The sequence below is a fragment of the Pantoea sp. paga genome (assembly GCF_007558755.1).
Lineage (GTDB): Bacteria > Pseudomonadota > Gammaproteobacteria > Enterobacterales > Enterobacteriaceae > Pantoea > Pantoea agglomerans.
Window position 1 is genome coordinate 1 of record NZ_VLTF01000015.1, and the last position, 25,976, is coordinate 25,976.

Annotated in this window: 23 protein-coding genes and 4 pseudogenes; 9 read left to right on the forward strand and 18 right to left on the reverse strand. The window is 49.9% G+C overall.

From position 1 onward, the window contains the following. Positions 1-334 (forward strand): annotated as a pseudogene (gene hopQ1-1 / locus FOV68_RS22965) (type III secretion system effector HopQ1-1); the annotation flags it as partial. A gap of 115 nt (positions 335-449) precedes the next feature. Here the strand turns inward: hopQ1-1 and xopB are convergent. Further along, the gene (gene xopB / locus FOV68_RS22970) at positions 450-2,600 is read right to left on the reverse strand and encodes a XopB/HopD1 family type III secretion system effector (RefSeq protein WP_143991650.1); all 2,151 of its coding nucleotides are present in this window, start codon (positions 2,598-2,600) and stop codon (positions 450-452) included. A 511-nt stretch (positions 2,601-3,111) separates the two neighbouring features. On the opposite strand from xopB, the gene hha reads away from it, so the two are divergent. The 5 genes and pseudogenes from hha (at position 3,112) to FOV68_RS22995 (ending at position 9,073) form a co-directional block, all read left to right on the forward strand. Next, positions 3,112-3,315 (forward strand): hemolysin expression modulator Hha, encoded by a 204-nt coding sequence (gene hha / locus FOV68_RS22975; RefSeq protein ID WP_143991651.1) that lies wholly within the window; start codon positions 3,112-3,114, stop codon positions 3,313-3,315. Between the two features lie 386 nt (positions 3,316-3,701). After that, complete coding sequence (locus FOV68_RS22980) at positions 3,702-4,568, forward strand: RepB family plasmid replication initiator protein (RefSeq protein WP_010260494.1); 867 nt, start codon at positions 3,702-3,704, stop codon at positions 4,566-4,568. A gap of 1,168 nt (positions 4,569-5,736) precedes the next feature. Beyond that, a complete protein-coding gene (locus tag FOV68_RS22985) occupies positions 5,737-6,945 on the forward strand; it encodes an AAA family ATPase (RefSeq protein ID WP_143991652.1) in 1,209 nt (402 codons plus the stop codon). Then, positions 6,942-7,928, forward strand: coding sequence for a ParB family protein (locus FOV68_RS22990; protein WP_143991653.1), 987 nt, complete (start codon positions 6,942-6,944; stop codon positions 7,926-7,928). The genes FOV68_RS22985 and FOV68_RS22990 overlap by 4 nt, the downstream gene beginning before the upstream one ends. A gap of 440 nt (positions 7,929-8,368) precedes the next feature. Next, positions 8,369-9,073 (forward strand): annotated as a pseudogene (locus tag FOV68_RS22995) (IS6 family transposase). Between the two features lie 367 nt (positions 9,074-9,440). On the opposite strand, the gene FOV68_RS23005 reads toward FOV68_RS22995, so the two are convergent. Together FOV68_RS23005 and FOV68_RS23010 are read right to left on the reverse strand one after the other, a co-directional pair. Continuing rightward, positions 9,441-9,818 (reverse strand): type II toxin-antitoxin system VapC family toxin, encoded by a 378-nt coding sequence (locus FOV68_RS23005; protein WP_143991654.1) that lies wholly within the window; start codon positions 9,816-9,818, stop codon positions 9,441-9,443. Further along, on the reverse strand, positions 9,818-10,021 hold the full coding sequence (locus FOV68_RS23010; protein ID WP_143991655.1) for a type II toxin-antitoxin system VapB family antitoxin: 204 nt from the start codon (positions 10,019-10,021) through the stop codon (positions 9,818-9,820). Before FOV68_RS23010 ends, FOV68_RS23005 begins: the two co-directional genes overlap by 1 nt. A 79-nt stretch (positions 10,022-10,100) precedes the next feature. Here FOV68_RS23010 and FOV68_RS23015 point away from each other — a divergent pair, with 79 nt between their 5' ends. Further along, a complete protein-coding gene (locus FOV68_RS23015; protein WP_143991656.1) occupies positions 10,101-10,301 on the forward strand; it encodes a hypothetical protein in 201 nt (66 codons plus the stop codon). A gap of 136 nt (positions 10,302-10,437) precedes the next feature. Here FOV68_RS23015 and FOV68_RS23020 read toward each other — a convergent pair. Continuing rightward, a pseudogene (locus tag FOV68_RS23020) lies at positions 10,438-11,569 on the reverse strand (Tn3 family transposase); the annotation flags it as partial. A gap of 75 nt (positions 11,570-11,644) precedes the next feature. Between FOV68_RS23020 and FOV68_RS23025 the strand changes: the two are divergent. After that, entirely contained in the window at positions 11,645-12,568 is a 924-nt protein-coding gene (locus FOV68_RS23025) for an IS5 family transposase (protein WP_143991657.1), read from the forward strand. Between the two features lie 109 nt (positions 12,569-12,677). Here FOV68_RS23025 and FOV68_RS23030 read toward each other — a convergent pair whose 3' ends face one another. The 14 genes and pseudogenes from FOV68_RS23030 to sctW all read right to left on the reverse strand — a co-directional run bounded on the left by FOV68_RS23030 (position 12,678) and on the right by sctW (position 25,081). After that, complete coding sequence (locus FOV68_RS23030; protein ID WP_370513304.1) at positions 12,678-13,664, reverse strand: MFS transporter; 987 nt, start codon at positions 13,662-13,664, stop codon at positions 12,678-12,680. Positions 13,665-13,946: 282 nt separating this feature from the next. Further along, positions 13,947-14,177: pseudogene (locus tag FOV68_RS23035) on the reverse strand (IS5/IS1182 family transposase); the annotation flags it as partial. A 37-nt stretch (positions 14,178-14,214) separates the two neighbouring features. After that, positions 14,215-14,670, reverse strand: coding sequence for a GNAT family N-acetyltransferase (locus tag FOV68_RS23040; protein WP_143991659.1), 456 nt, complete (start codon positions 14,668-14,670; stop codon positions 14,215-14,217). A gap of 107 nt (positions 14,671-14,777) precedes the next feature. After that, a complete protein-coding gene (sctU, locus tag FOV68_RS23045; RefSeq protein ID WP_143991660.1) occupies positions 14,778-15,860 on the reverse strand; it encodes a type III secretion system export apparatus subunit SctU in 1,083 nt (360 codons plus the stop codon). Position 15,861: 1 nt separating this feature from the next. Further along, positions 15,862-16,659 carry a type III secretion system export apparatus subunit SctT gene (gene sctT / locus FOV68_RS23050; protein ID WP_143991661.1) on the reverse strand — a complete coding sequence of 266 codons (798 nt, stop codon included), beginning with the start codon at positions 16,657-16,659 and terminating at the stop codon, positions 15,862-15,864. Positions 16,660-16,661: 2 nt separating this feature from the next. Beyond that, a complete protein-coding gene (gene sctS, locus FOV68_RS23055) occupies positions 16,662-16,922 on the reverse strand; it encodes a type III secretion system export apparatus subunit SctS (RefSeq protein ID WP_064690662.1) in 261 nt (86 codons plus the stop codon). A gap of 9 nt (positions 16,923-16,931) precedes the next feature. After that, on the reverse strand, positions 16,932-17,585 hold the full coding sequence (sctR, locus tag FOV68_RS23060) for a type III secretion system export apparatus subunit SctR (protein ID WP_143991662.1): 654 nt from the start codon (positions 17,583-17,585) through the stop codon (positions 16,932-16,934). Continuing rightward, complete coding sequence (locus FOV68_RS23065) at positions 17,582-18,589, reverse strand: FliM/FliN family flagellar motor switch protein (RefSeq protein ID WP_143991663.1); 1,008 nt, start codon at positions 18,587-18,589, stop codon at positions 17,582-17,584. The genes sctR and FOV68_RS23065 overlap by 4 nt, the downstream gene beginning before the upstream one ends. After that, a complete protein-coding gene (locus FOV68_RS23070) occupies positions 18,589-19,062 on the reverse strand; it encodes a type III secretion system HrpP C-terminal domain-containing protein (RefSeq protein WP_143991664.1) in 474 nt (157 codons plus the stop codon). Before FOV68_RS23070 ends, FOV68_RS23065 begins: the two co-directional genes overlap by 1 nt. Next, positions 19,059-19,457, reverse strand: coding sequence for a type III secretion system protein (locus FOV68_RS23075; RefSeq protein ID WP_255473754.1), 399 nt, complete (start codon positions 19,455-19,457; stop codon positions 19,059-19,061). The genes FOV68_RS23070 and FOV68_RS23075 overlap by 4 nt, the downstream gene beginning before the upstream one ends. 28 nt (positions 19,458-19,485) lie before the next feature. After that, positions 19,486-20,850: a type III secretion system ATPase SctN gene (sctN, locus tag FOV68_RS23080; RefSeq protein ID WP_143991666.1), complete on the reverse strand. Its 1,365-nt coding sequence runs from the start codon at positions 20,848-20,850 to the stop codon at positions 19,486-19,488. Further along, positions 20,844-21,767, reverse strand: a complete 924-nt coding sequence (locus FOV68_RS23085; protein ID WP_143991667.1) for an FHA domain-containing protein — start codon at positions 21,765-21,767, stop codon at positions 20,844-20,846. Before FOV68_RS23085 ends, sctN begins: the two co-directional genes overlap by 7 nt. Then, positions 21,746-23,905, reverse strand: a complete 2,160-nt coding sequence (gene sctV, locus FOV68_RS23090; RefSeq protein WP_143991668.1) for a type III secretion system export apparatus subunit SctV — start codon at positions 23,903-23,905, stop codon at positions 21,746-21,748. The genes FOV68_RS23085 and sctV overlap by 22 nt, the downstream gene beginning before the upstream one ends. Beyond that, a complete protein-coding gene (sctW, locus tag FOV68_RS23095) occupies positions 23,906-25,081 on the reverse strand; it encodes a type III secretion system gatekeeper subunit SctW (RefSeq protein WP_143991669.1) in 1,176 nt (391 codons plus the stop codon). A 275-nt stretch (positions 25,082-25,356) separates the two neighbouring features. Here sctW and FOV68_RS23100 point away from each other — a divergent pair, with 275 nt between their 5' ends. Next, positions 25,357-25,905 carry an RNA polymerase sigma factor gene (locus tag FOV68_RS23100; protein WP_143991670.1) on the forward strand — a complete coding sequence of 183 codons (549 nt, stop codon included), beginning with the start codon at positions 25,357-25,359 and terminating at the stop codon, positions 25,903-25,905. Positions 25,906-25,976: the final 71 nt, after the last annotated feature.

Here is a 25,976-nt window from a genome sequence, read left to right on the forward strand (position 1 = left end):
ATTGCTTCCCGGGTTGGATGACTCATGGTTCTTTCGGACGTTCATGCCGAATGCACAGATTGAAGCAGCACAACTGGATAAAAATAAAGAGAGTTCGTTTGAAGATATCTGGCCTAAGGTGACGAAGCTAAACCTGTATGATCCTCTGACATTACTGGCCTCAGTGCCAGGGGCGGCAAAACTGCTATTTAAACCAAAAGCTATACACACAGAAGGATTTGGTGTTGTAGAGCAAGTAGGTCCAGATGATGTGACGCATCCAGAGAAAGCAAAGTTATTGATGTCCGCTTTAGCCAAATCTGCGCTTGTCCAGTCGACGGTAGCCCCAGATTGACCCGTAGTGCCGACAAATGTGGGACCATCCGCGATGGCTAGGGTAGCACGGTGAAAAACCATGCTACCCGCCTGACTGCTGCTCTTGAAGTCCTGTAGATCGCGTCGACTATGATTCAGGGTTCGGGCTGACGCAGCATGTCGGGCATAGCCAGGTCTTGATACGGAATACGTTCGGCCAATGGAGCCTGACCGTATCCAAGCTTCCGAACCAGCGCGGGAATTGCCTCAAAGCTGGCATTCATGCCGTTGACAATCGCAGATCCCACATGGCGCAGGAACTCGCTCCGGGGAGCCAGCATTTGATGTAGCTCCTCTGCGGAAATGTCACGGTTTCCAGCTTCCATGTGCTGGCTGGCCCGCGCAAGGATGGTTTGTACCACGCGTGCATGCTTGGCATTGTCGGAATCAAATAGCCCGGGAACGTTGACACGCCCGCCAAGCGCCAACGCGTTCAGAGCGATGGCTTCGATTGGATTGAAGACGGCGCTCCGGAAAATACGCAGTATTTGTTCCGACAGCAGCCCGGTTGCCTTGTTGCTGGCAATCAGTGGAATCATCCCGACAATCGATGCCAGCCCCATGGACTTGACAGCGGTGCTTTCGCCCGGAGCGATATCCAGCGCATGGCGCGTCATCCGCTCAATCGTCTTTTTGGTGTCCACCCCCTCGCCTGGATGAGCCATCACGCCGTCCTTCATGCTCTGGAATAAGCCAGCACGCATCAGCTCTTCACTTTCCTTTACCTCGGGTGGAATACCGGAGGCGGCGCCAAAGATGGCCCCTTCAGTTGTCACTGAGTTTGCCGCAAGATCGCCGACTCTGGATTTGAAACCTGCATACTGCAAAACATTATTGGGGAATGACACCACCGAGGAAATGGCACCGGCCTTCAACGCCTTGGGAAGTAGATCGCTCATGGACCACTCCTCACCTTTCATGCCCTTGATGATGGCAAGTACGCACATGGTGTCCATGGACTCGATAATCAAAGGAGGCACTGAATCGATTCCAGCCAATTGCAGGGCATATTGGCTCGGTGAGAAATTTTTGCCGAAGATGGCATTTTTCAACAGCTCAGAAGCGCCAAGCTCCCATGCCGAGCCGAGTATGCTGCTGACCCCGATGCTGCCGGCTAGACCGCCGAGCTGGAACTCCTTCTTGGTGGCTACATGCAACAATTCCTGCGCGCCTAGGCGAACCCGGAGATCTTCGTCCCTATTGAGCTTCTCGGTGACGAACGCTGAGAGGAAATTGTCATTGGACGTGATCGTGGGAGCCAATGAGGAGAGAAACGCTTTCGCACTTATCCGGCCGCCATCCGCCTCCTCAATCAATGCGCCTGGGCCAAATGCCGCAACCCCCCGCTCAATAGCCTTGAGCAATAAGGGGATATGGATGTCTGCGTTGACGTCCTCATCTACCCGCTCCGAGGAGTTGGCACCGGACATCAGTTGCGCCTTCTCCACCGTGAAGGCACCTTTGAATTTCTCAAGTTCTTGCTCAATATCCCGACATGGCCGCATTTGCAGCTGGGCTTTGTCAGTAATGCGTGCGAGATGTCGTGGAAATGCCTTGTCGCCCCGCGCGAACGATAGCAGGGCCTGCACTACCGGGTTATCGGAAACAAGGCTGCCTGAGTTCCAGCGGACCGACCCGACATGCACGGGCTTTGGCTGTGATGGCGGACGAGAATGGTCTGGCGAGCTCAGTAACGGAGTTTCCAGGCTACTGCTGTCTACTGCATCTTGTGAGAGAACGCGACTCATACCTAGATGGGTCCGTTCACTCAAGACAGAAGATGCTGAACCATGTGCGGGCGGGGGGCTGGGTACGTCGAAGGATATGGCTTTCGAAGAGCCATGCAAATGTGCGCTGACGCAGACGATGTCGTACTTCGATTGATCATTTAATCGGGCCTGAACCGTCAGCTCGTTATTAATCAAGTGGTCGGCTCTTACGGTATCGGTATCATCTGGCAGACAGATTGGCGCTTGATAGATTACTTGCATGTCGTTACTGGGTTGAAATTGAAGTGTGCCATCCAGCAGAGCGTTGAGTACCAATGATGCAATGCTTTGGTGTTCGGCACTAGCTGAGGAGCTTGCTAGAGCGTTGAGAGCTTGGTGAGCGCTGTCGCTCAATTGAGAAAGTGAAATACTTTCAGGATGGGATTGCTGGGCCTGAGGGCCCACCGCGTCTAATGGCTGACCGCCACTGATTGGGGGAGTTGTAATGTTGTGTTGAATAGATTGTAGAGGATTCATAGCGCTATCAGGTGTCCCGGATGAATTAATCGGATCCTATGTGTGGTCGCAAGGGCTCTTGGGTTCCAAAGACAGACTCAAAACCGGCGAATGCGTCGAGTGGGAAGCACACCACTGACATGGACACACTGCGCGACGAAATGCTCGCGGCGGATTTGCCGATCTGCCCCGCTCATTTTCACTCGCAGCTAATGTGAGTTGCCAGCGATGTAATGCAAGCAGACGCAGTTGAATGCAAGCTCGCTCGCAACTAATGTGAGCCAGAGGGCTGCGTCAGTCGCAGTTAATCTGAGCCGAAAAGTGTGCTGATTGCGAGCACGGTCGTTTTCGATTGCAAGCCGCTACACGTAGTGATCGATTTTCAAGCGATTCTGCTAAAAGCACACTGGTAAATTCATACAGGGACCCGTCGCAGGAATCTGCACCTGAGCGTATAAAATATATGATGAGTACCAGAACTATGCAGTCCTGTAAAAGCCCGCCTGTAGTTCAGAGCTGACATAAGGAAGAAATGACAAAAACAGATTGGTTGATGCGATTCAGACGTTGTCGTTCGATTGATACGCTGGAGACTGTATATGAGCACCTGAAATACAAAGGTGACTCGAAAGAAGAGTTCGCAATTAACTCAGCATACGATCATCGTAAGGCTGAATTGACGGTGGGAAAGTTGTTTGATCGCGTTCCGGCACACGTATGGAAATTCGTTAAATGAGAGACTGTATGGAGCAGCTGCAAGATTTTACCGGTAACTGGCGGCGCACACACAAATTCTTTGTGTGCGCGCCGCCAGTTGAACAAGCCGCAGGCGCGTTAGCAAAGAAGATCGTTTATCCACATTTGCACAGGCTCGATCCAATAACTTACCAATTTAGATCCTTATAGTTCCTAAAAGATCCCGCTGTCTCTTAGGCCCTGCCACATAAGGCCTGAAGCACTTTTATGATGTGTGGTGGCGGGATAAACATGTGTTCTGACGGGAAAATCGTGTGTGCTGGTGGGCTGGTAATGTGTGCTGTTGGGATATAGTGTGTGTGCTGTTGGGATATAAGCCATTTTTAGTAACAGGAAGATCCTGTTACGCAGAGTTGAGATAACTATATGACAGATAAGTCATTCATTGGCGATGCACTTTATAGTGACATGGTCAGTAAAGAAAAACAGCTCACAGTTAATTCTAACAATACTGTTCAGCCAGTGGCACTTATGCGCCTTGGTGTTTTCGTGCCTAAACCCACAAAATCACAGGGTGAAAACAATATTGTTGATGCTTCGGAATTGTTTTCACAGCTGGAGATTGCCCGGGCTGAAGGTTACGATCATATCAATATTTCAGGTCCGCGACTCGATATGGATAGTGACTTCAAAGTGTGGATAGGAGTTATCTATGCTTTCAGCCGACACGGACTGACATCGAATAAAATTGAACTGAAATTCACTGAGTTTGCTAAAGGGTGTGGCTTTTCTGCTAAACGTATAGACGGCAGGCTGCGCCTTTCGATCCATGAGTCTTTGGGGAAATTACGTAATAAATCAATCTCTTTCAAACGTGGACGTGATGCTAAGGGAAGTTATCAGACAGGGCTTTTGAAAACAGGCTACTTTGATGCTGAAAAAGATATCGTCCAGCTTGAAGCGGATGAAAAACTCTGGGAACTGTTTCAGCTGGACTACAGAGTCCTTCTTCAGCAACATGCAATCAAAGCACTACCCAAGAAGGAAGCGGCTCAGGCTATTTACACTTTCATTGAAAGCCTTCCAGCCAATCCTATTCCGGTAAGCTTTTCACGTTTACGTGAACGTCTCTCTCTCAGCAGTTCTGTAAGCGAGCAAAACCGCACAATCAAAAAAGCGCTTGAGCAGTTACAAAAGATAGGTTACTTGGAATTCTCACTGGTTCGTAAAGCGCGAGAAAATTTCGTTATTATTCATAAGCGTAATCCAAAACTTAAACCGGCTGACATCTGAATGTGTGCTATAGGGGGCCTTAGACAGCCCTCCACTTCAGAAAAGCAATTATGCTATCCCGCCAGCGCACATGCTCAGGTAATGCATTGTTCCGGAAACCTGCCAGGACACATATTAAGGGCTCTGACTCTGAACAGCAGCCCGTCAGCACACACTATCGGGTATTTTAAGAACAGCTGCTTCCCTCCAGCACACATTAATCTCCCGCTAACGCACATAATTATGAGTCATTCAGGAAAACCTATCCTGCCAGCACACACTTTTCTGAAGTCCCTGAAGCTCAGTTTCCCGCCAGCACACATGATCGTGACTTTCGGACGGGCTTAACCGGCCATGGCACATTTTTAGTTTTACCTGAGCTCGTATCCCTCCAGCACACATTTCTGTATCCAAATAGAAGAAAATAGCCTGTCAGCCTGCATCTCTTTGCTTCTGCAAAGTAAATGGGCATCCACCTTTTCAGTCAGTTGCTCTATATAGCCCGTTATAGACGGCTTTTAGAGGGAATGCCTGTAAGCAGAACCGCCAGCACATATGTTTAAGTCCCGTACTTTCTAATACCTGCCAGCACACATTTTCCTTTGGGTAAATGAGATCCTGCCAGCGCACATTCTCTTTCATGACAACCCTATTCCGCCAGCACATACCATCTGTTGCTTAACTGTAGATGCTCTGGGTTGTAAGTCTCCTATGGCAGACGTGTATTGTCTAAGAGGTTGAGTAAAGGAGGTTTTTCATCTTCTTAGCTGAAATGACTGTACTCAGTTTTAATTAAAATTGTGCCTCCGCCAAATTTACTGAAGCATGCATGAATGACCATTAAAACTTCTGAAACTGTACAGGCATCACCTGCAGAGTAACTGAAAGACATTGCTGATTATCGCTGAAGTAGAGGGAATTTCAGCCTGAAATAAAATAATAAATCTAAATAAAAACAGGTGCTTGAGTGTTTTAAGGTGTGGGGTAAACCCTTCTGAATTTCAGTGCATTTCTCATGCTGAGACTGTGATTCATTCACTGACAGTGACATCACTTTTGCCAGTGAAGACGTGATACTGTGAGCAATATTTTTTGCTCATGTACAATAAATTCATGTCTTTTCGAAAAATATTGCTCTGACGTTTCTGATATGTACAATCAACATAAAAATTGACAACGGGACAGTTAAATGAAAAGTCATTATGGTGGCGTGGACGAGACTGCACGCAGGGCCAGCGCAATGTTGCGCAGTATGAGCGACGATATATCCCTCAGAAGAAATGAGTTTGGTCTGGATCAGTACTACCAGACATTCACACGTAACTCTGTGGCGAACCTGCCTAAACTCAGTCGGCGTGCAGTTGAGCAGGCGATCGAAGAAATGGAAGCGCAGGGACATGTCTTCGGCAGAAAAGATGCCGGTAATACCCGCCACTATGCGCTGACAATCAAAGACGTTGTTGATATTTACGCTCACCGCAAGGTGCCTAAATACCGTGATCTGCACGTAGGGGAGGGCCCTTTTGTAATCTTTGTTGTGAATCTGAAGGGCGGCGTGTCGAAAACCGTGAGCACGGTGACGCTTGCACATGGTTTACGTGTTCATCAGGACCTCCTGCAGCATGATCTTCGTGTTCTGGTAGTTGATCTTGATCCCCAGGCCTCCAGCACCATGTTTCTCAGCCAGCAAAACAGCATTGGCTCCATAATGGAGACGGCTGCACAGGCAATGCTTAACGATCTTGACGCTGAGCAGCTCCGTGAAGACATTATCAAACCCACAATCATTCCTGGTGTGGATGTAATCCCAGCTTCCATAGACGATGGTTTCATTGCCAGTCAGTGGAATGATCTTGTCAGAGAACACCTGCCGGACAAGTTACCCTCAGAGGTTCTGCGCCGCACTATCATTGACCGTGTTGGCGGGGATTATGATTTTATCTTTATTGATACCGGTCCTCACCTTGATGCCTTCATGCAGAATGCTCTCGCAGCAAGCGATTTACTGCTCACACCCACGCCGCCGGCACAGGTGGATTTTCACTCAACTCTGAAATATCTCACCCGACTGCCTGAAATGATTGAGCAGCTTGAGGAAGAGGGAATTGCGCCGCGTATAAAAGGGAATATCGGTTTTATGTCGAAAATGACCTCAAAACGTGACCATGAGATGACACATGGTCTGGCCCGCGATGTGTTCACGTCTTACATTCTTGATGCGGCACTGCCACGGCTGGATGGCTTTGAACGTTGTGGAGAGAGCTTTGATACCATCATCAGCGCCGATCCCGGCTCTTATCCGGGCAGTGCTGAGGCGTTAAAAAAGGCCAAACGGGAAGCAGAACGCTTTACTCAGGCTGTATTTAAAAGGATTGAGTTCATCAGGGGTGTGAAATGAAGAAAGAAATGGTGAAACTGGGTCGGCAGCTGGGTAACTCAAGTTTTTCGAAAATGATGAGTGAGTCTGACAGCGAGCGGGTGTTCACCCTGAAGTCTGGCGCTCAGGCCCGTTTTGTTCTGACAAAGTTTCTGCATGATGATATTGAAGCACAGACTTTTGTAGACGCAGCCGTTAATGGTCGTGATCAGGCCTTTCTGACGCAGGAATCGGTCAGTGATATTTCCCGTACCATCAGACTGCAGCAGTTCTTTCCCGCTATTGGCCGGGAGGTAGACGGACGTACAGAGATTCTTGATGGTTCACGCCGTCGGGCGGCCTGCCTTTACAACGGGACCGCCTTTGAAGTGCTGGTGACGCGTGATGCGTTATCTCTTTCTGATGCCAGACAGCTGGCCGCTGACATTCAGACTGCCAGAGAGCACACGCTGCGTGAACTCGGTAAACGATTAAAGCTGATGTATCCTGCGGATATGAATCAGTCAGATATTGCCGCCGCAGAAGGTCTTTCTGCGGCTAAAGTCACCCGGGCGTTTCAGGCGGCTGCAGTTCCTGAAGAGATCATTGCAGTGTTTCCTTCGGTCAGTGAACTCTCCATCAGTGACTATCAGATTCTGCTTGAGGTGACTGAGAGAGCCCGGGCGAGAGGCATCAGCACGGAGGAGTTAACTGGCCGCGTCCGTGCTCGTATCGAAAGTGACGTGCATCACGACAGGGCTGATCCCACCTATAAAACAAAGATAGTCAGTTATTTTCGCGCTGAAAGCGCAGAGCCCAAAAAAGGATCGGCCGGCAAAAAAGTCGTGACTGAAAAACTGGCTGAATTTGCTGATAAAAAGCAGTTTGCCAGAAAGAAAACGGATTCAGATAAACGGGTAGTTACTTATGAATTCTCGCGCCTTTCTGCAGCCTGTCAGGCTGAACTTGATGCCGCTGTCAGAAGCGTCATTGCGCGTATGGTTGTGAATGAAAAAGACGCATGACTTACTGCCAGTTGCGGGAAATTCAGAAGAGGATTCCCGCAAAAAAAAATGCTTTAAGCTTATGTTTTTTTTGAATAAAGAAAGAAAATTTCAATCTGAAATTCCCCGAATAGCATTTCCTTTAATTGCCAGCAGCTGACAGGGCCGGTTCTGGTCAAAGCAACAGAGCTATCAAAGCTGTCCAGCCTTAAGCATGATAAAAGAACAGGGGGCTTAACGTAACAAAACTCATTTTTAAAACAGCACTTTTCTGCGAGCCTCGACAGGAATGATTTTGTGGCTGGCTCACCCGTGCTGATTCAACGTTTTCCCCATCCTGGATGTTTATTCATTCCCTATACATAACCTGATACGGAACCTGCTGTACGTCACAAAATGGCACTGTTGCAAATAGTCGATGGTGATAAACTTATCGCCCCCATTTGCTGACGGAGCAGCACATGAACCCATTTAAAGGCCGGCATTTTCAGAGAGACATCATCCTGTGGGCAGTTCGCTGGTACTGCAAATACGGCATCAGCTACCGTGAACTGCAGGAGATGCTGGCTGAACGCGGCGTGAATGTCGATCATTCCACGATTTACCGCTGGGTTCAGCGTTATGCGCCTGAAATGGAGAAGCGATTACGCTGGTACTGGCGTAATCCTTCCGAATCTTTGCCCGTGGCACATTGACGAAACCTATGTAAAGGTCAATGGCCGCTGGGCTTATCTTTACCGGGCCGTTGACAACAGGGGCCGCACTGTCGATTTTTACCTTTCACCGCGGCGTAACAGCAAAGCCGCCTACCGGTTCCTGGGTAAAATATTCAACAAAGTGAAAAGAGGCAGTTCCCGCGATTCATCAACACGGATAAAGCGCCCACCTATGGCCGTGCGCTTGCGTTGCTCAAACGCGAAGGTCGATGTCCGCCTGACGTTGAACACCGCCAGATTAAGTACCGTAATAACGTCATTGAATGCGACGATGGCAAGCTGAAAAGGATAATCGGCGCCACGCTGGGATTTAAATCCATGAAGACGGCTTACGCCACAATTAAAGGTATTGAGGTGATGCGAGCACTACGCAAAGGTCAGGCCTCAGCATTTTATTACGGCGATCCCCTGGGCGAAATGCGTCTGGTGAGCAGGGTCTCTGACATGTAAGGCCTTTCAATCAGAAAAAAGGACCTCATCGCGAACTTTGCAACAGTGTCCTGGAAACAGCCGATACTGACGTGCCGGCTAAAAGTGCATTAATGACTTTACCTTTTTGCACATCGTCTAACGCTGGCTTTCTGCCTAATTGTAGTGACGCGCAATGATGATCGGCCTGACGCGCAATAAATGCACTTTCCCAAACCACATTCTGTGAGAATGAAATCCCGTTTCAAATCATTTTATCTGAGAATGAAATCACATTAGCTGATTCTGAACCACATTAGTGAGACGCTCACGCATCCTCCCTGAGAATAAGCAGACCACCAAAAAATAGGACTGTTTTCTGGTGGTTTCCACGGCGGTTAAAATTCGGTCAATGAATCGGCTGATAATTCGCATTAAGGCGTTGAGCCAGCGCCTCAAGTCGCTTATCCAGCGTCCAGAGCCTCGCTCCTGGTGTTATCAGGGTCGAGGCCAGTAGCGTAAGATCAACCAGTCCACATCCAAGCCCGTACAGCTTTTCGTTTTCAATAAATGCCATCACTTCAGTAATATTGGCCTGATGGCTCTGTGGCAACAGACCCAGATCGCCAAGCGTTCGCAGTCTTGGAGCCGGTGGGGTTCCACAGGCTATTTCTGCCAGTATCATCGGGTGAATCAGAACCAGATCCCGACTCAGCAACTGAATCAACCCGTCATTTCGATTTCTGAAATGGTCAACCCAGACAGACGTATCAACCAAAATAGTCATTATGCGGATGGCTCCTCGCGACGGCGAGGGCTCATCTGCATTTCAGGCGATGAACCACCGAGCGAAGCAAGCCTTTTTGCTGCCTGTACCCGAACAAACGTTTTCACTGCCTCCCGGAAAATATCAGCCTTATCCATACCGGGATCGGCCATTTCCAGCGCCTGCGCATACAGCACATCATCAATTGTGACTGTCGTTCTCATAATCATTCCTCACGAGATTTACATTTTGATGTGATTTTGCATCAAAAACAACATCAACACAACCAGAAAGAAAAGATAAATGGCACAGGGCAATCTTGCGTTGATTTCCACAATGAGTTTTCTTACAGCAATTAAGGTAGAAATTGTGCCAATCTGTAACCATCAGAAAACCGGCCGTTTTTCTGGTGCTTTGCTTATTCTCAGGGAGGGTGCGCGGGCGAATCAGGAATGTGGTTCGGAATCAGCTAATGTGATTTCATTCTCAGATAAAATGATTTGAAACGGGATTTCATTCTCACAGAATGTGGTTTGGGAAAGTGCATTTATTGCGCGTCAGGCCGATCATCATTGCGCGTCAATACATGTAGGGGTTGTAAGCGGGAAGCCGCCAAAATTTTGCGGACTTGCCATACGGCTTATGACAACGTCAGCCCCTCAATAATGGCGTCCAGATCGAGTTCTTTCCCTTCACTGATAAAGGTGTAATGCCCATTCAGAAAAATATGCTGCCAGGCTACGGGGGACATTCGTTTGAGAAGAGCAAGGCCCAGGGTGTTACAAACTCTTCATACTTCTGCAGCAACCGTGACAGCAGGGCTGAGTTATAATAAATAATAATGATGCTGAGCAGCCGCCCGCACTGATTACTGATCTCCAGTTCAATATCATTCTGTCCGGTCAGCTCTTTTTTACCACCAATCTGCGCGATTGCTGAACGAAGCTGATGCCAGGATTCAATGCGATTTTGAGACCGGTGGCTGTTTCTGGTCACCTGCGGGTTACGAAGATACCGGAGGATGTAAAGACTGCGGATCAGTTTATCAAATTCAAACAGGGCCTGCCTTGTCGAGTTTTCCGCTGAATAGGTACACAATTTTCGGATCAGGGCACCCTGAGTTATTTCTTTCATCCCCAGCGTGGCGACAATCTGGTCCAGATGTGGTTTTCATCAATGATAACTTGCTCATTTATTTGACCTAAAGGCTGGATAAGACATTTTTTATAACGCTCCTGATCGCCCGCACAGTATAGCTCTTTCAGCATGTCCTCTGTTGAGGTAAAGCGGGGTTCGAAACGCAGCCCAAACCAGTGAAGAATGGCAAAATTGGCCCGGTTAATACTGTGCATGTCACCGGTTATCGCCGTTGGTACAATCCCGCTGGTATTCCTGTAGCAGATATCGAAAACGTGATGTGCTTCATACTCATGGGCGCCGATGAGATAACCATTTAGTGGAATATGGTTGCACAGCAGAGTGTAGGCCACCACGCCCTTCCCAAGTCCAAAATATTTTTTTGATGCCCGGGCTTTGATCGTCGGGCGTTCGACGCTGAATTTTTGCCCATCGACAGCGCCATACAGTTCCCCCAACTCCAGTGAATAATACGGGAAAACTGGAAGCGTCTTAATTCCGTCGCCAATACAGTCACATGCGGCCTTCAGAGTGGAGAGACGTAGGTATTGCTCGTAGGAATCGTTGAGAGCATGGTAGGGAATATCGCTGGTCTGGGACATCGTCAGATTACCGTGATTCATGGCCTGCGCCAGGCTTTGTTGAATAAATCGAACTTTCGGGAGATGGGCGGCTCTGATCATTAAAGACGTTTCAGCATCAGGTTCCTCATGGCAAAGCAAAAGTTTAAAATCACCAACTGGTCATCCTACAACAAAGTGCTCAGGCAGCGCGGTTCGCTGACGGTCTGCCTTGATGAGTCTGCCATTACGGCATGGACTGACAGCGCACAGCCTGAAGGTCGTGGACGACCGCGTTACTACACCGATATGGCTATCACCACGGTCCTGATGATGAAGCGCGTGCTCAGCCTGCCGCTCCGGGCATTGCAGGGCTTTGTTGATTCGATTTTTACGCTGATGACTTTGCAGCTACGCTGCCCGGACTACTCTCTGGTCAGCAAACGGGCGAAGAGCGTCAACATCAGCATAAAAACGCCAACCCGTGGTGAAATCTCGCACCTCGTTATCGACAGTACAGGCCTGAAAGTCTTCGGCGAAGGTGAATGGAAAGTCAGGCAGCACGGGGCCGACAGGCGCAGAGTATGGCGCAGGCTTCATCTGGCCGTAGACAGTGCGACGCATGAGATTATCTGCGCCGATTTATCACTCAGCGGCACGACGGATGCGCAGGCTCTGCCGGGTCTGATGAACCAGACCCACCGGGAAATCAGGGTCGCCTCGGCAGACGGCGCTTACGACACACGTTACTGCCATGATGCGTTGCTGAGGAAAAAAAGCAGCCCCCTTATCCCGCCGCGAAGCGGAGCGCAATACTGGGCGGGCAAGTATCATGAACGTAACCATGCCGTGGCGAATCAGCACCTGAGTGGAAGTAATGATGTCTGGAAAAAGAAAGTGGGTTATCACCAGCGCTCAGTGGCAGAAACGGCGATGTTCCGGCTCAAAACCCTGCTGGGCGTTCATCTGAGTCTGCGTGATTATGATGCTCAGGTGGGTGAGGCGATGGCGATGGTCAAAGCGCTGAACCGGATGACGTTGTTGGGCATGCCACACAGCATGAGGATCGCATAACAGGTGTAGCAGCGGGAGCCATCCTGTCGGATAACTCTGATTTATTCAACAAAGCCATTTCAGTATTGAATAAACTTCGGCGCGCATCATCTTTATTACAAATAATAAACTACCACTCTTTATTCTTGATTGGAATACTAAAAAGATAACTAAAAATAAGAGAGCTGCACATAGCAATAATGCCGATAAGAATGAAAGTTGATGTTTTTCCGATGCTCGCTGCAATCATGATCATTTGTGGTGCTACAACACGGCTTAACGCAAAACGTGAACTGGCGATAGAAAAATAGCTGCTACGCATTCCTTCAGGACTGATGGTAGCAACATATGTATCATGTAAGCTTACCACAAGTAGCTCACCTATCGTGAGAATGAAAATCCCTAAAAAAAATCCTGACGGCCTTGAAGCAACAGCAAAGATGAGCATACTTACCCCATAAAAAAGCCCAGAAGTAACGAATGCAAATTTCATTGTATACTTTTCAGACAAGCGAGAAAATGACTTTGCAAAAGTTATAGTTAACAGACCATTAGTTGCCAGACATAAAGTGTATATCAATAAAGGAGTAACATGAAAATTTAGGAAATTTAAATCATTAACTTTAATTCTTTCTTGGATAGTTATTGGTAATAGCAAATCAAGCTGCATAAAAGATATTGCAACAAAAATAGTTCCGATTAAAAAAATAGACAAACTCAAATCTTTTAAAGGATAAATAAATTCACTGATTTTATATCCCCCCCTATTTTTTTTAGACTCAAGACTGGGAGTAATTGCATTATGGGCTACTATATTTAAGAGGAGGATTGACATCATTATAAATGCATGTAAAGTGCCGTTATCGTCCACCATCCCACCTAAAATAGGTCCTACTACGAACGCTAAATTAAATATGACTTGTATATTAGAGAAAGTGGCTTTCCATTTGTTAGCGGCAATTACATCACTTATAATTGCCCTACTCAAATAAAAGTAAACTGTAAATGACCATGAAAGCAGACTGAAAGCCAACAAATACAGAACAGGCATTGAATATAGAAAAGATATAATAAAGAGGAGTGACGAAAGGATTTTAACTAAATATATCACATTCATTACTTTTTTTTATCGAAACGATCGGATAAGTGTGCTGTATAAAGACTTATCACAACCCCTAATACTGCAATGCAGGAAAGTAACTCTCCTGTTTCTCCTCCCCATTTTTTGGTGAGATGGATGGATACAAATGGAAACCAAGAGAAAAATATGAGATAAATTAAAAAATCAGAAAAAAACCTGTACAGTGCTATCATTACTATTAACTCCAAAATAGATAAAAATTGGCTTTGTTGAATAAATCAGAGTTATCCGACAGGATGGCTCCCGCTGCTACACCTGTTATGCGATCCTCATGCTGTGTGGCATGCCCAACAACGTCATCCGGTTCAGCGCTTTGACCATCGCCATCGCCTCACCCACCTGAGCATCATAATCACGCAGACTCAGATGAACGCCCAGCAGGGTTTTGAGCCGGAACATCGCCGTTTCTGCCACTGAGCGCTGGTGATAACCCACTTTCTTTTTCCAGACATCATTACTCCCACTCAGGTGCTGATTCGCCACGGCATGTATAGGGTCTTTGTGTTTGCTAAATATAACGCTCCTATCAATCCTTATTATTTATTGTCGAAAACGCACTAACTGAAGGTTCCAGATATTTAACCAAATAGTGTTGTCGATGATGAAGGGGAATCTGCTCTAGCGTCATTTGCAGTCGATACCCCTGCTTTTCATAAAATTCCCGCGCCTGAAAACTGAAAGTGTCGACGCAAACGCGCTGACAGCCACGGACTAACGCTTCCTGTTCTGCGGCCTGCAGCATTCTTGAACCATGCCCTGTTCGGCGCAGTGTCTCATCGACCCATAAAGAATGAATATGCATCCAGTTTCCCCAGGTAATCGCGAGCAATCCTGCAACCTTGTTGCCTTCATCGTTTTTAATAAACAGTGCGATCTCTTTTATTAATTCCAGATCCACATGCTGCGCATTATAAGCCCGCAGTTTATTACGAATTTCACTCACATCGTCAGGATGAGGGGCGGCAGTCATTATCATTTTCACAGACTATCTTCCTGGCACACTAATTTTGGCAGTCGGGTACTCGTCAGCCTTTCAACCTACCCAACACATGATGCGTTTTAAGTGGTGTGTGCCCCGTATAAGTTCCCTTAATCTGCCTCCAGTTTAATAACCTCTTCAATAACCTGATCATCAAGCTCACGCAGCACCCGGTAAACCTGCGCGACTGCCTGTAACGTATGTCTTGGTATTAACTGGCCTTCCTCGGATTGATAAAGCGTCCGCGCCAGCCATACAAAGCGGATCACCGGGATGTTGGCCTTATGCGCCCGCGCAATCAACGTCTTTGCCTCATTGTCTTCACCTTTACAGACAATGCGGGGTAATGGGGTTAACGCTGGGCGGTAGTAGAGTGCTACGGCATAATGGGTGGGATTCACTAGTAGCAGATCGGCATTCTCAAGCGGTTCTCGCTTCACTGGAGGGGCAGGGGCATTCAGCAACTCCTGTGCGACTGCATGTCGATGACCTTTCATATGCGGATCGCCCTCTGACTGCTTATACTCATCGCGGATATCCTGATGACTCATGCGCTGCTGCTTAAGGAAAAAATATTTTTGCAGACCAAAGTCCAGCAGCGTCAGTATCAAAAGCGTTAGCAGGGTCTGACGTGAAACGCGCGTAAGCATGACCTCCACGGCTGGCCAGAAACTATCAAGGTCCCCATACGCCAGACGGGATAATGCATCGAGATCCGGATTGAGCACCAGATAGAAAATGGTACAGATAGCCGCCGCTTTCAGGATGTTGTTCAGCATATCGGTTAGTTTTTTAACCGAAAACATCTGTTTGAACTGATTCATGGGGTTAAGGCGGCTAAAGTCAGGCTTAAGTGTTTCCGGCGCAAAAAGAGGCCCGTACTGGATCCAGCCACCGATAATACGCAGCAGTGCTGCTACCGCCACCGTAATACCAAAAAATGTCGTGACTAACAGCAGCGCGCTACCAGCCACCTCGTTCAGAGCCTGCTCAAAAGGCTGATTCAGGCGCGCAAGCGGCAACATCATGAGTGCCTGAAGCTTTTGCATGCCAACATCGTCCAGTGCCAGTACGGTTTCCACCACCCCGGCACAAATCAGTAGCTTGGGTACATCCTGGCTCTGCGGAACCTGACCTTTTCGGCGCGCATCCTGAAGTTTTTTCTCCGTGGGTTTTTCGGTTTTTTCGGACATGCTAGTGTCCTCCCAGCAAAAGTGGCATTAGCTTATTTAGATCGCGCAACAGGCCTAAACGTTCTTCACCCAAGGCACTCAGCGTGGGGATATAAAGCACAAAAAACAGGAGGCCGAGAAGACATTTTGCCGGAACAGACAGAACAAATGCCTGAAGCTGAGGGCTGTAGAGGCTGAGGATAGCAATACTGAAATCCATCATCAGCAGCAGTGCCACCAGCGGCCCGGCGTAAATAATGATATGACTGAAAGTGTCGGTCAGCAGGGCAAGATATTGCTCAAATCCCTGTTGATGCGGCAACGGCAACCACTGCATGACTGGCCAGATACGATAGCTGTCCCAGATAATCTGCGTGACGCCGCTTAAACCAAGGCTAAGCATAAGCAGCAGGATAAGTGTCTGTTGCAGAAGAAGACCCAGCGGGGTCACATCGCTTCCCAGAGCCGGATTCAACTGACCACCAATTAAGGCGCCACGCTGGTTATCGAACAGCGCGCCCACGGACTGAAACAGCCAGAACGGCATGCTCATGACTATTCCCAGCAGGATCCCAATCACTACCTCCTTCAGTATCAGCGCAATTAGCTGCGGCCAGTCTGGCATCTGTAGCGCCAACTGTGCCTGTAAACCCAGCGTCGGTACTATTGCCAGCGCCAACACGACCCCGGTTCGTACCATGCCCTGAAGAATATTAAATGAAAATACCGGTACCAGGATCAAACAGGGATAAAGACGTGCAGCACTCAGCGTCAGGGCGAACAGGTACTGATAGAGAGTGTGGATGATGTCGATTGCCATCGCTAAGCTCCGGTTTGAGGGATCATGGCGAAAGCCTGCTGGGCCAGCTCAAGCAGCTCAACGCCAATCCAGCGTCCACTCAGCGCCAGTGCGATACCCACTGCGACAAGTTTAATCGCGAACGGCAGCGTCTGATCCTGAAGCTGCATTACCGCCTGCAGCAGAGACACTAACACCCCGACAATCACCGCGACCAGCAAAGGTGGTGCTGAGAGCAGAACCACGAGCAACATCGCCTGCTTAAACAAATTCATTATTTCCATGCTTGCGCCTTAAAGATAACTGTAAAACAGACCATCCAGCAGGCGGGTCCAGCCATTAATCAGCACAAAGAGCAGCATCTTTAAAGGCAAGGAAAGCGTCATTGGGGCCACCATCTGCATACCCAGCGCCAGGAGTACATTCGAGACAATGAGATCGATAACGATAAACGGGATATAAATTAAAAAACCGATTTTGAACCCAGCCTGTAATTCTGACAGGACGAAGGCCGGGATCACCAGCAGCAGATTATCTTTGCTGACGTCGTCTGACATCGGCTTCGGCCACATTTTTCCGCTGTTCTCTTGTAAATGGATTAGAATGTCGGGATCGGTGTTGTGAGTCATAAATTTTTGTAACGGCGCGACCCCATTGGTGATACTGGTTTTCAGGTTATCCATATTGGACAAATCGGCGGGGGCCTGGCTGAACTGCTGCTGCATCTGGTTAAACACCGGTGCCATCACAAAAAGTGTTGCCGCCAGCGCAATGCCGTAGAGAGCCATGTTGGGTGGAACCTGTTGTACTCCAATGGCATTGCGCGTGATCAACAGCACCATAGAGATTTTTAAAAAACAGGTGCAGACGATCATCAATATTGGAATCAGTGACAGGGCCCCAAGAAACAGCGCAAACGTCATCGGGTCAAATTGTTCGGTACTCATTCAGCCACCTGCTTTAATGTCAACAACAACTGGGTGAGCTGTAATCCAAGCTGTCCCTCCACATCCACCAGTTCACCCCGAGCAATCAAGGTGTCGCCGTGGTATAAGCCGGCTTCGCCGGGCGTCATGTTATCCAGCGTCAATATGCGACCCAGCTGCAGCTGTTGCAGTTCCCCTAACGTCAGCCGGGTGCGACCACAACGCACCTCCAGTGACAGCGGCAGCAGCGCGATGTGTGGACTATCTTCGGATTGAAGCGGTTCGGATAGGGATACAGGATTAGTTTCATCAGCATCATAAGGATTCAAAGCGGTACTCTCCATATGGTTAAGCACGAAGTGGTGCGGCAACTGCAATGTTCCCCAGAGCTGCTGTCCTGCAAGGATCAGACTGCCCTGACCGTCCGGCGTAAAATAGTTAACCGGGGGAATCAGCACATCGCCTACTCGCAGCGCCTGTAACTGCGGCGTATGCAGCGTGATGCGGCCCAGCACTAACGGCTGGCTGTAAGTCAGCGAGTGGGGTAGCGCGTACCGACGGGGTTGCCAGCCCGGTTGCTTTAGCCAGTATGACAGGCTTACGTGGCTGAGCTGCAGTGAGCATTCCGTATGGCGATCCCCCAGCCTGACAGAGAGTCTTGCGCGTAACGCATGCCGCTCCGGGGTATTACAGAGTTTTATTTCGCCAAACAGGCTCGCCAGTTCCGGGCTCAGGTAATGATTAAATAATATTGACTGCCACTCATCGTCAGGTGACAGCGCGGTCAGGGGCGACAGCGACAGCATATTGAGTAGCGGCATTGCATCACCCAACGAAAAGTTTCCTAGCCCACAACACCAGTGGGTCAGCGTGGTCGAAGAGGAGGCGTTACCGTTCAGGAGAGAGAGAGTCCCAGTTTCATCACCTAAGGTGAAAGGGAAGCAATAGCCGCTCGTCAGCTGATTTTGCGACCGTGCACTGGCGTGGCTGAAATGGGGGAAGTTTAGAGGCCTTATCTGACGCATCAGGTGTAGCCCTGTTCAATTTTCAGACGCACCGGTGCGGCTAGAGACAGACTCAATTGACGGCGACATTGTATTTCACGACGATGCCAGTGTTGCCAGACACGAGGCGAAAAACGCAGCGCAATATCCCAACCAACTGGTTGGCCCCGGGTGAGCATGACGTCGACTTCACCCGCTTCCGGCAGCATAAGCGTAAAAGCACAGTCTTCGTCTGAATGGCTGGCTATCTGTTCATGCAGCGCCTGATGAAGGCTATGCCAGTCTGGTGGAGGCGCCGCATCCGTGGGCGGATCATTGTTTGGCATATACGCCGTGGTATTGGCAAAAAACAGTGAGTCCGGCGCCATCAGCGACGCTGTGCTCTCCTGCTGGCGCAGATAAGGGGCAAGTACTTGCTTACGATAGTGCTCATCAGGTTGAGCCTTACGTTGAGGGGACGGTAACCGGTCAGGATACCTTGGTGTATTTCTCACACATCCTCCAGGTGTTCAGATAAATATTCCAGTTTTTCCAGGGCTTTTTGTTGTTCACGTGCATATTGTGATGCTTGCGCCAGCGCAGAAGCCGCGTGTCCGCAGGCATGCTCTGCCTGTTGACACCGCTGCTGCTGCTGACCAACTGCCTGTAAGGCGGTCCGCTCAGTGTTGACCTGAGCAGTAAGTTTTTCCCGGCACGATTGCTGCTGTAAGCGTTCGCGTTGACGCTGATAGTGCAGCTGATTCTGCGTTAACCTCCGCTCTTCAGCCTGCTGCTGTGCCTCGGCCTCGGCCAGCTGAGTTTGCTGCTGACGTTGCAGGCGTTGCGCACGATTAAAACGCTGGCGGCGAATCGGTATCAGTATCCGTAGCGTCTGTTGCAAGCTTTCCATTGGGCTCTCCTGTGGGAGCTGATCATCTTCATTCAGGAGCATGATTACTGACCTCCGCAAGTTGAGTGAGGACTTGTTCTAAGGGCTCGGGAGTGCGCATTGACTGACGAAGAAAGTGATTAATCACGTCATTCGCATTGACGGCAGCATCTGTCAGGCTGTCATGGCCGGGTTGATATTCACCCAGTCGGATCAGCATCTCTACCTGCTTGTAGGCGGCCATCAGGCTGCGAATACTTCCGGCCTGCCTCAAGTGTTCCTGGTCAACCACATTGCTCATGGTACGACTTAGGCTGGCCAGAATATCGATAGCAGGGTAGTGGTTACGTTCGGCGAGGCGGCGACTGAGCACAATATGTCCGTCAATCAGTGAACGAACTTCATCGGCTACCGGATCATTCATGGAGTCCTGTTCGATTAACACCGAATAAAGAGCCGTAATCGCACCCTGCCGGGTCTGTCCGGCCCGTTCGACCAGGCGAGGTAAAAGCGTATAAACGGAAGGCGGCAACCCGCCGCGTCCCGGCGGCTCACCCAAGGCGAGACCGATCTCGCGCTGGGCGCGTGCAAAGCGGGTTAAGGAATCGATGATCAGCAGCACACTTTTGCCTTCGGCGCGAAATGCCTCGGCAATGGCGGTGGCGGTAAACGCGGCTCTGGCGCGCTCCATACTGCTGCGATCGGAGGTGGCACACAGCAGGACGGTACGTTTACGTAAAGTCTCATCCAGTTCATGATCGATAAATTCGCGCAGCTCACGGCCGCGCTCGCCAATCAGGCCAAAGACAATGACATGGCAGGGAGTGTTCCGCGCCAACTCTGCCAGCAGCGTCGTTTTACCACAACCCGCGCCGGCAAAAATGCCTACACGCTGACCATTCCCTATCGTCAGCAGCCCATCAATTGCCCGTAATCCGGTTGGCAGAGGCGTGTCGATACGCGGGCGCTCCGTGGGGGGCGGGGCATCACTCAGTACTGGCGAGGTATTGCGCTGAAGACCCGGCTCGGCGAAGGCGCTGCATCCGCCAGGTTCCAGCGCACGACCAAAACCATCAAGTACGCTACCCAGCAGCCGAGCGCTGACGCATATGCTGTGCGGTAAATAAAGCGGTGTAATGAGGGCACCCTGTGATATACCGTCCAGCGCGCCGAGCGCCGAGAGTAAAATTTTTTGTGGACTGAAACCCACAATTTCAGACAATACGCTGCCGCCCCCACTGCGCTCAATGCGGCACAAATCTCCTATGCGCGCACCCGGGAGGCTACATTCTATAAGAATTCCATTGATGCCGGTGACCCTGCCGTACCGTCTGACTGGATCATAGCGGGCGAGCCGCTGTTGGTTCTGCTTTGACCACTCTGTTAAATCATGGTGGAACGCGTGCATTACCATTTCACCCTGAAGTTTTCGCGTCCGCTAAACTCAATGCTGTCGCTGTTGATTGCCACCAGACGAAGTTGATCAACTTCATCTCCAATAAACATACGCTGACCACGATCGGTGACGATATTAGCGTGAGCGCCACTGGTTATTTGCACAATGTTAAATGGCAGCTGGGCACTGACGGCGCTCACGTTGTTATGAATTGCTAACCGCACGTCATAATGGCGATAGAATCTTTTCATCATGCGTTGCAACCGCTGAGCATCGGCGTCGGTCACCCGCCCGGTCAGAGTCAGACTTTGGCTATCTGAGGTCAGAGAAATCTGTTTATTGAGCCCGCGATCCAGCAGCATCCTGGAAATAATTTGACGCGTTGATCCGGCGCTGATGAGCGGTGGTTTACCCGGTCCAGGGGGCGCAGAGGATGCGGCAATGCTGGTATTCAGAATCCAGCTTCCCAGCATAATAACCAGCAGCAGTATCAGCGCCAGATAAGCCATCTTTGCCCAGAACGGCAGCGGTTTTTTTTCCGCCGTCTGTTGCCCTGCATCAGTTTGTTCCGCGGCCGACGCCGCATCAGGATCAGGGGCAGATCCCGCTGTCTGACTTGGTTCACTTTTATCCTCCGGCCAGTGCGTAGCGGCGTTAACGATGCTGAGCCAGATATGACCAACAGCAAAAGCCGTACCGGGTTGCAGATCGTTCAACTGCTCGCAGCGCTGCCCTTCATTATCCTTTAACTGCCCTTCCAGTGCTTTGACCATCCAGCTCTGAGGCGTTTTAATCAGCTGGCAGTGGCGATCTTTTATGCCTGGGTCGAAGAGCGCCAAATCGGCATCCTCAGCGGCACCAATCCACCATTGTTCACCACACAGAGGCAACGCTGCACCGCGGTGCAGGCCGGTCAGTACGCGTAATTCATGCATGATTTATTTTCCTGCTGCGCTGACATTGACTGTTGTAAATCGATCCGTCCCAGCACATTGATGGCAACATTACTGGTACTGCTCAATTCGGCAAAAGAGAGAACTGGCACGGCGTGGAACTCTTCTTTCAGTAGGCCCCTCAGCGGGCTGCGTAAATCCTGAGCGACCAGGATCAGCGCCCGTGGTGTATCATAAGAGGGGAAGGCATCACGCATCTGATGCAGCAGGCCGATGCCATACTCCTGCGTCAGTGAGAAAAAGGTTTCATTCTGCGCCTGGCGCAGGGAGTTACGGAGCAACTCTTCCGTTTCCGGCGTCAGCAGCCAGACATTTAACCCGTTGGGTTGCAGATACTGGTGACAGATGTGTTCTTTCAGCGCCATTCGGACAAAATCGGTCAACGCTTCGCTGTCACGTTCATGTTGGCCATGTTCGATTAGCGATTCTGCAATGGTACGCACGGAACGCAGAGAAATACGCTCGGAAGCCAGCCGTTGCAGTACGGCGGCAAAGCGGGAGAGCGGCATGATACGTTGCAGCTCTTGTGCCAGTTCGGGTTGTTCGCTTTCCAGCCAGTTAAGGATGGATTTGCTCTCCTGCAAACCAATGAACTGCGCGGCACTCTGATGGATAGCCTGCTCCATCCGCTCCATAATAAGTTGTCCGGCATTCCAGGTGAGCTGTTCGTCCTTTTGCAGGAGAGGGTGGTCCGGCGGTAGCCAGCATAAGTGCGTCTCATTCCTCTCCGCTATCCCCTGTATCAGTTGGGCGTGATCGTCATCAGTCTGTTCGCTGTGCCAGCTATCAACGACTCTTTTTCTCACCGCCAGATATGGAACACCAAAGGTGGCAGTAACCAGCGGAATTTCATAGACACAAAAGCGAAATTCATCATCAGCCAGCAGGGGTGAAAACTCGATATCAAAACCGGGCAGAGTGAAACCAAAGCGGTACACCAGGCGGTTACGCAGTCGACGGATAGCCTGAATAAGAGTTGCAGCCGCCTCACTGTTATGATTGCTCTGGCCGAACTGCAACAGATAAGCGCGGGTCGGGTTGAAGCGTCTGAGATCCTGATGGCCATTTTCCTCCGGTGCCAACTGCTGCGCATAACGTTGATCGGCTTCCTGACGAATTGCGTTCTGCTTACTGCGCCACAATTGAAACAGGCCGCTGCTGAGCGCCACAAAACTGATCGTAATGAAGACCATCGTGGGCATACCGGGCAGCAGCGCAAATCCGAACATGCCAGCGGCTGACATAATCCAGGCTTTTGGCTGGCTGGTTAACTGCTCGGCAATTTCCCGGCCAATATTGGCATCGACCTGCTGACCATCGGCGGAAACACGGGTGATAATCATCCCGGCGGTCAAGGAAATAAGCAGTGCCGGGATTTGGGCAATTAATCCGTCACCGATAGTCAGGACTGAATAGATATGCATCGCGGCACTAGCATGCATGCCATTTTGCAGCACGCCGATAGCAAAACCACCAAGCATATTGATAAAGACAATCACAAGGCCGGCGATGGCATCACCCTTTACGAACTTCATTGCGCCATCCATTGCGCCAAATAACTGACTCTCTTTAGCCAGATTTTCTCGTCGCTGACGTGCCTGATGCGGTTCAATCAATCCTGCGCGCAGGTCACTGTCAATTGACATCTGTTTACCTGGCATCGCATCAAGCGTAAAACGCGCGGCCACTTCGGCCACACGCTCTGAGCCTTTGGTGATCACCAGGAAATTTACGACGGTCAGAATCAAAAAGATCACCAGGCCTACCGCCAGGTTTCCGCCTACCACAAAATTGCCGAAAGCTTCGACAATGTGCCCGGCATCCTGTTGCAGCAAGATTTGACGAGTGGTTGAGATTGATAGCGCCAGTCGGAACATGGTTGTTAACAACAGCACCGACGGAAACGTTGAGAAAGCCAGCGGTTTTGGCAGATACATCGCCAGCACTATAAGCAGTGAAGAAATGCAGATATTGAGGGCGATCAGCACATCTATCATGCTGGTGGGGAGAGGAATAATCATAATGAACACGATCGACATAACGATCGTGGCCCCTACGACCTCCGAGCGCTGCATCGCACTAATGGCGAGACGATTCAGCCAGACAAATAGCGAACTCATTTACTCAGCCGTCCTGGTTTTCGTCAGCCCGAAACGCGGTTCAAGAGCCGCATATTCACCAATCATTGTGCGCAGCAGATTCAACGCCATTTGGCGGTTTTTGCTACTATCATCCCGCCACAATCCCAAAGGTAAATGACAGACAAGTGGCACCAATCCGGCAAGAAACAAGATCTGATGATGAGGATGCTGACCGGCTACATCGCGGGTCAGATTTTGCAGGTCGCGCAGATAAGCGCCGTTTGTACTCAGATTGAGCAGACGGCGGGTGAGATCTAATGGGCTAAGGCCGACCGCCGGTAATGTGCTGGAGAGCCGCGCAAGTAACAATTTGCTGGCCGTTAACGTCTGGCTGATATGGCCGGCATCTTTCAGACTGGCCATAATTTTTTGCAGCGCGCGTCGCGGGATGGAGGAGTTTCGCGCTGCAATGTCATCCGACAGCGCACGCTGTAAGGTGCGTAACCCCTGATTGAAGTGCACGCTGCCAAAACGGTTGAGCAGCGCATCCAGCATCGCATTGCCTGATTGCAGATGAACAATGGTTTCGTAATAGAGCTGACGCATTGCCTGCTTCTGGGTGGGATCGGTACTGAAACTGGCGATGGCGTGAGCAGTATTTAAGCCTGCGCTGACTTCTGCTCCCTTTTTCTCATGAAGTTGTTCGATACTCTGCCGCGTTCGCTCGACCAGCGGGATATTTTGCACCCGTTGCGCCTGAATTAGCGCGTGGCGTAACAAAACGTCACAGCGGACCGGGTCATTTCCTGAAGCTTGCAGCAGGTCATCGAGCTCGGGCGAAGGCGATCGCTGCAACAGCGTCTGCATTTTTTGATTCTGCGTTTCCAGCTGCGCATACTGTGGATGCTCAAGCAACTCTATCAGCTCGTATATTTTTTCAATGCGTTCAATATGTTGCATTGCCCTGCTCCCGGGCTGTGCCACAAATTTTACTTTCCGCTGATTGAGCGCCTTGCTTTTCCTTTCAACGTGTTCAGCAAAAGTCAACGAGACCTCTTCCATGGAGTCTTCCAGTGGTGAAGCAGGCATATGTGATGATGCACCGCTTGCCGACGGAGGAGCACTGTTAATAACCGGCTGCTGATCCTCCTCAGCCACGCTGCCGGGAGCCAAATACGTCGGTTGAACGCCGGGTACAACGGGAGCAATTTTCATCCTGTCGAACCTCAAATAGGAAAGCTGTTGCAAATGTGTGGTGGGGTTAACGCTGCGGTTCCCTAAAGAATTTTCCAGCTGACATTATCAGGACTTAATTTTGCAAAGAGTTGCAGGCTCGGCAGGGGTGCCATGGCAAAATTTTGCGGGTAAAAAGCGGCGTATAAATTAAAAGATTCGTATAATCAATCGGTTACTTTATTTTTTTTCTGGCATAGACCTTGCTATCACCATTAAGCCGCACGGCATAAACGTGGAAAGATACGGAGGTTGTTATGTCAGACATTCATTCTCACATCATCGAGCAATTAACCGTCAGCGATGCACTTTCACTTAATATCGACTGGGAGAGGATTTTTCGTGAACATGGGCGTCGCTTATATCATTTCATTCGCAAGCGCGTTGCCCATCGGGAAGATGCCGAAGACCTGGTACAGATGACCTGGCTGGAAGTCATTCGCAATCGCGACAAGTTTGCCGGTGCCTCACGGCCAGAGACGTGGGTTTTTGGCATTGCCTTGAATCTGGTCCGTAATCATTTCCGGCTGCAATCTTCCCGTCCACACTATGATGAATTGGAAGACTATATTGTTCTGAACCAGGATCACGATCCCAGTCACATCACTGAACATCAGCGCATTCTCCACTCCACGCTTCACTCCATTGCCGCGTTGCCGGAAGAAACTCGTGAGCTGCTGAGTATACTGGTAGAGAAAGACGGCAGTTATCAGGATATCGCCGACATTTTAAATATTCCTGTAGGTACGGTACGCTCACGTTTATCGCGGGCGCGCGTATCGTTAAAACAGTCCGTCTTTTACTGAAACTGAATGGACGGTAATGAAAAGGAACCGTACAGTGATCGTTCGAGTGTCCTGCTGTGCGTTAGTGCACT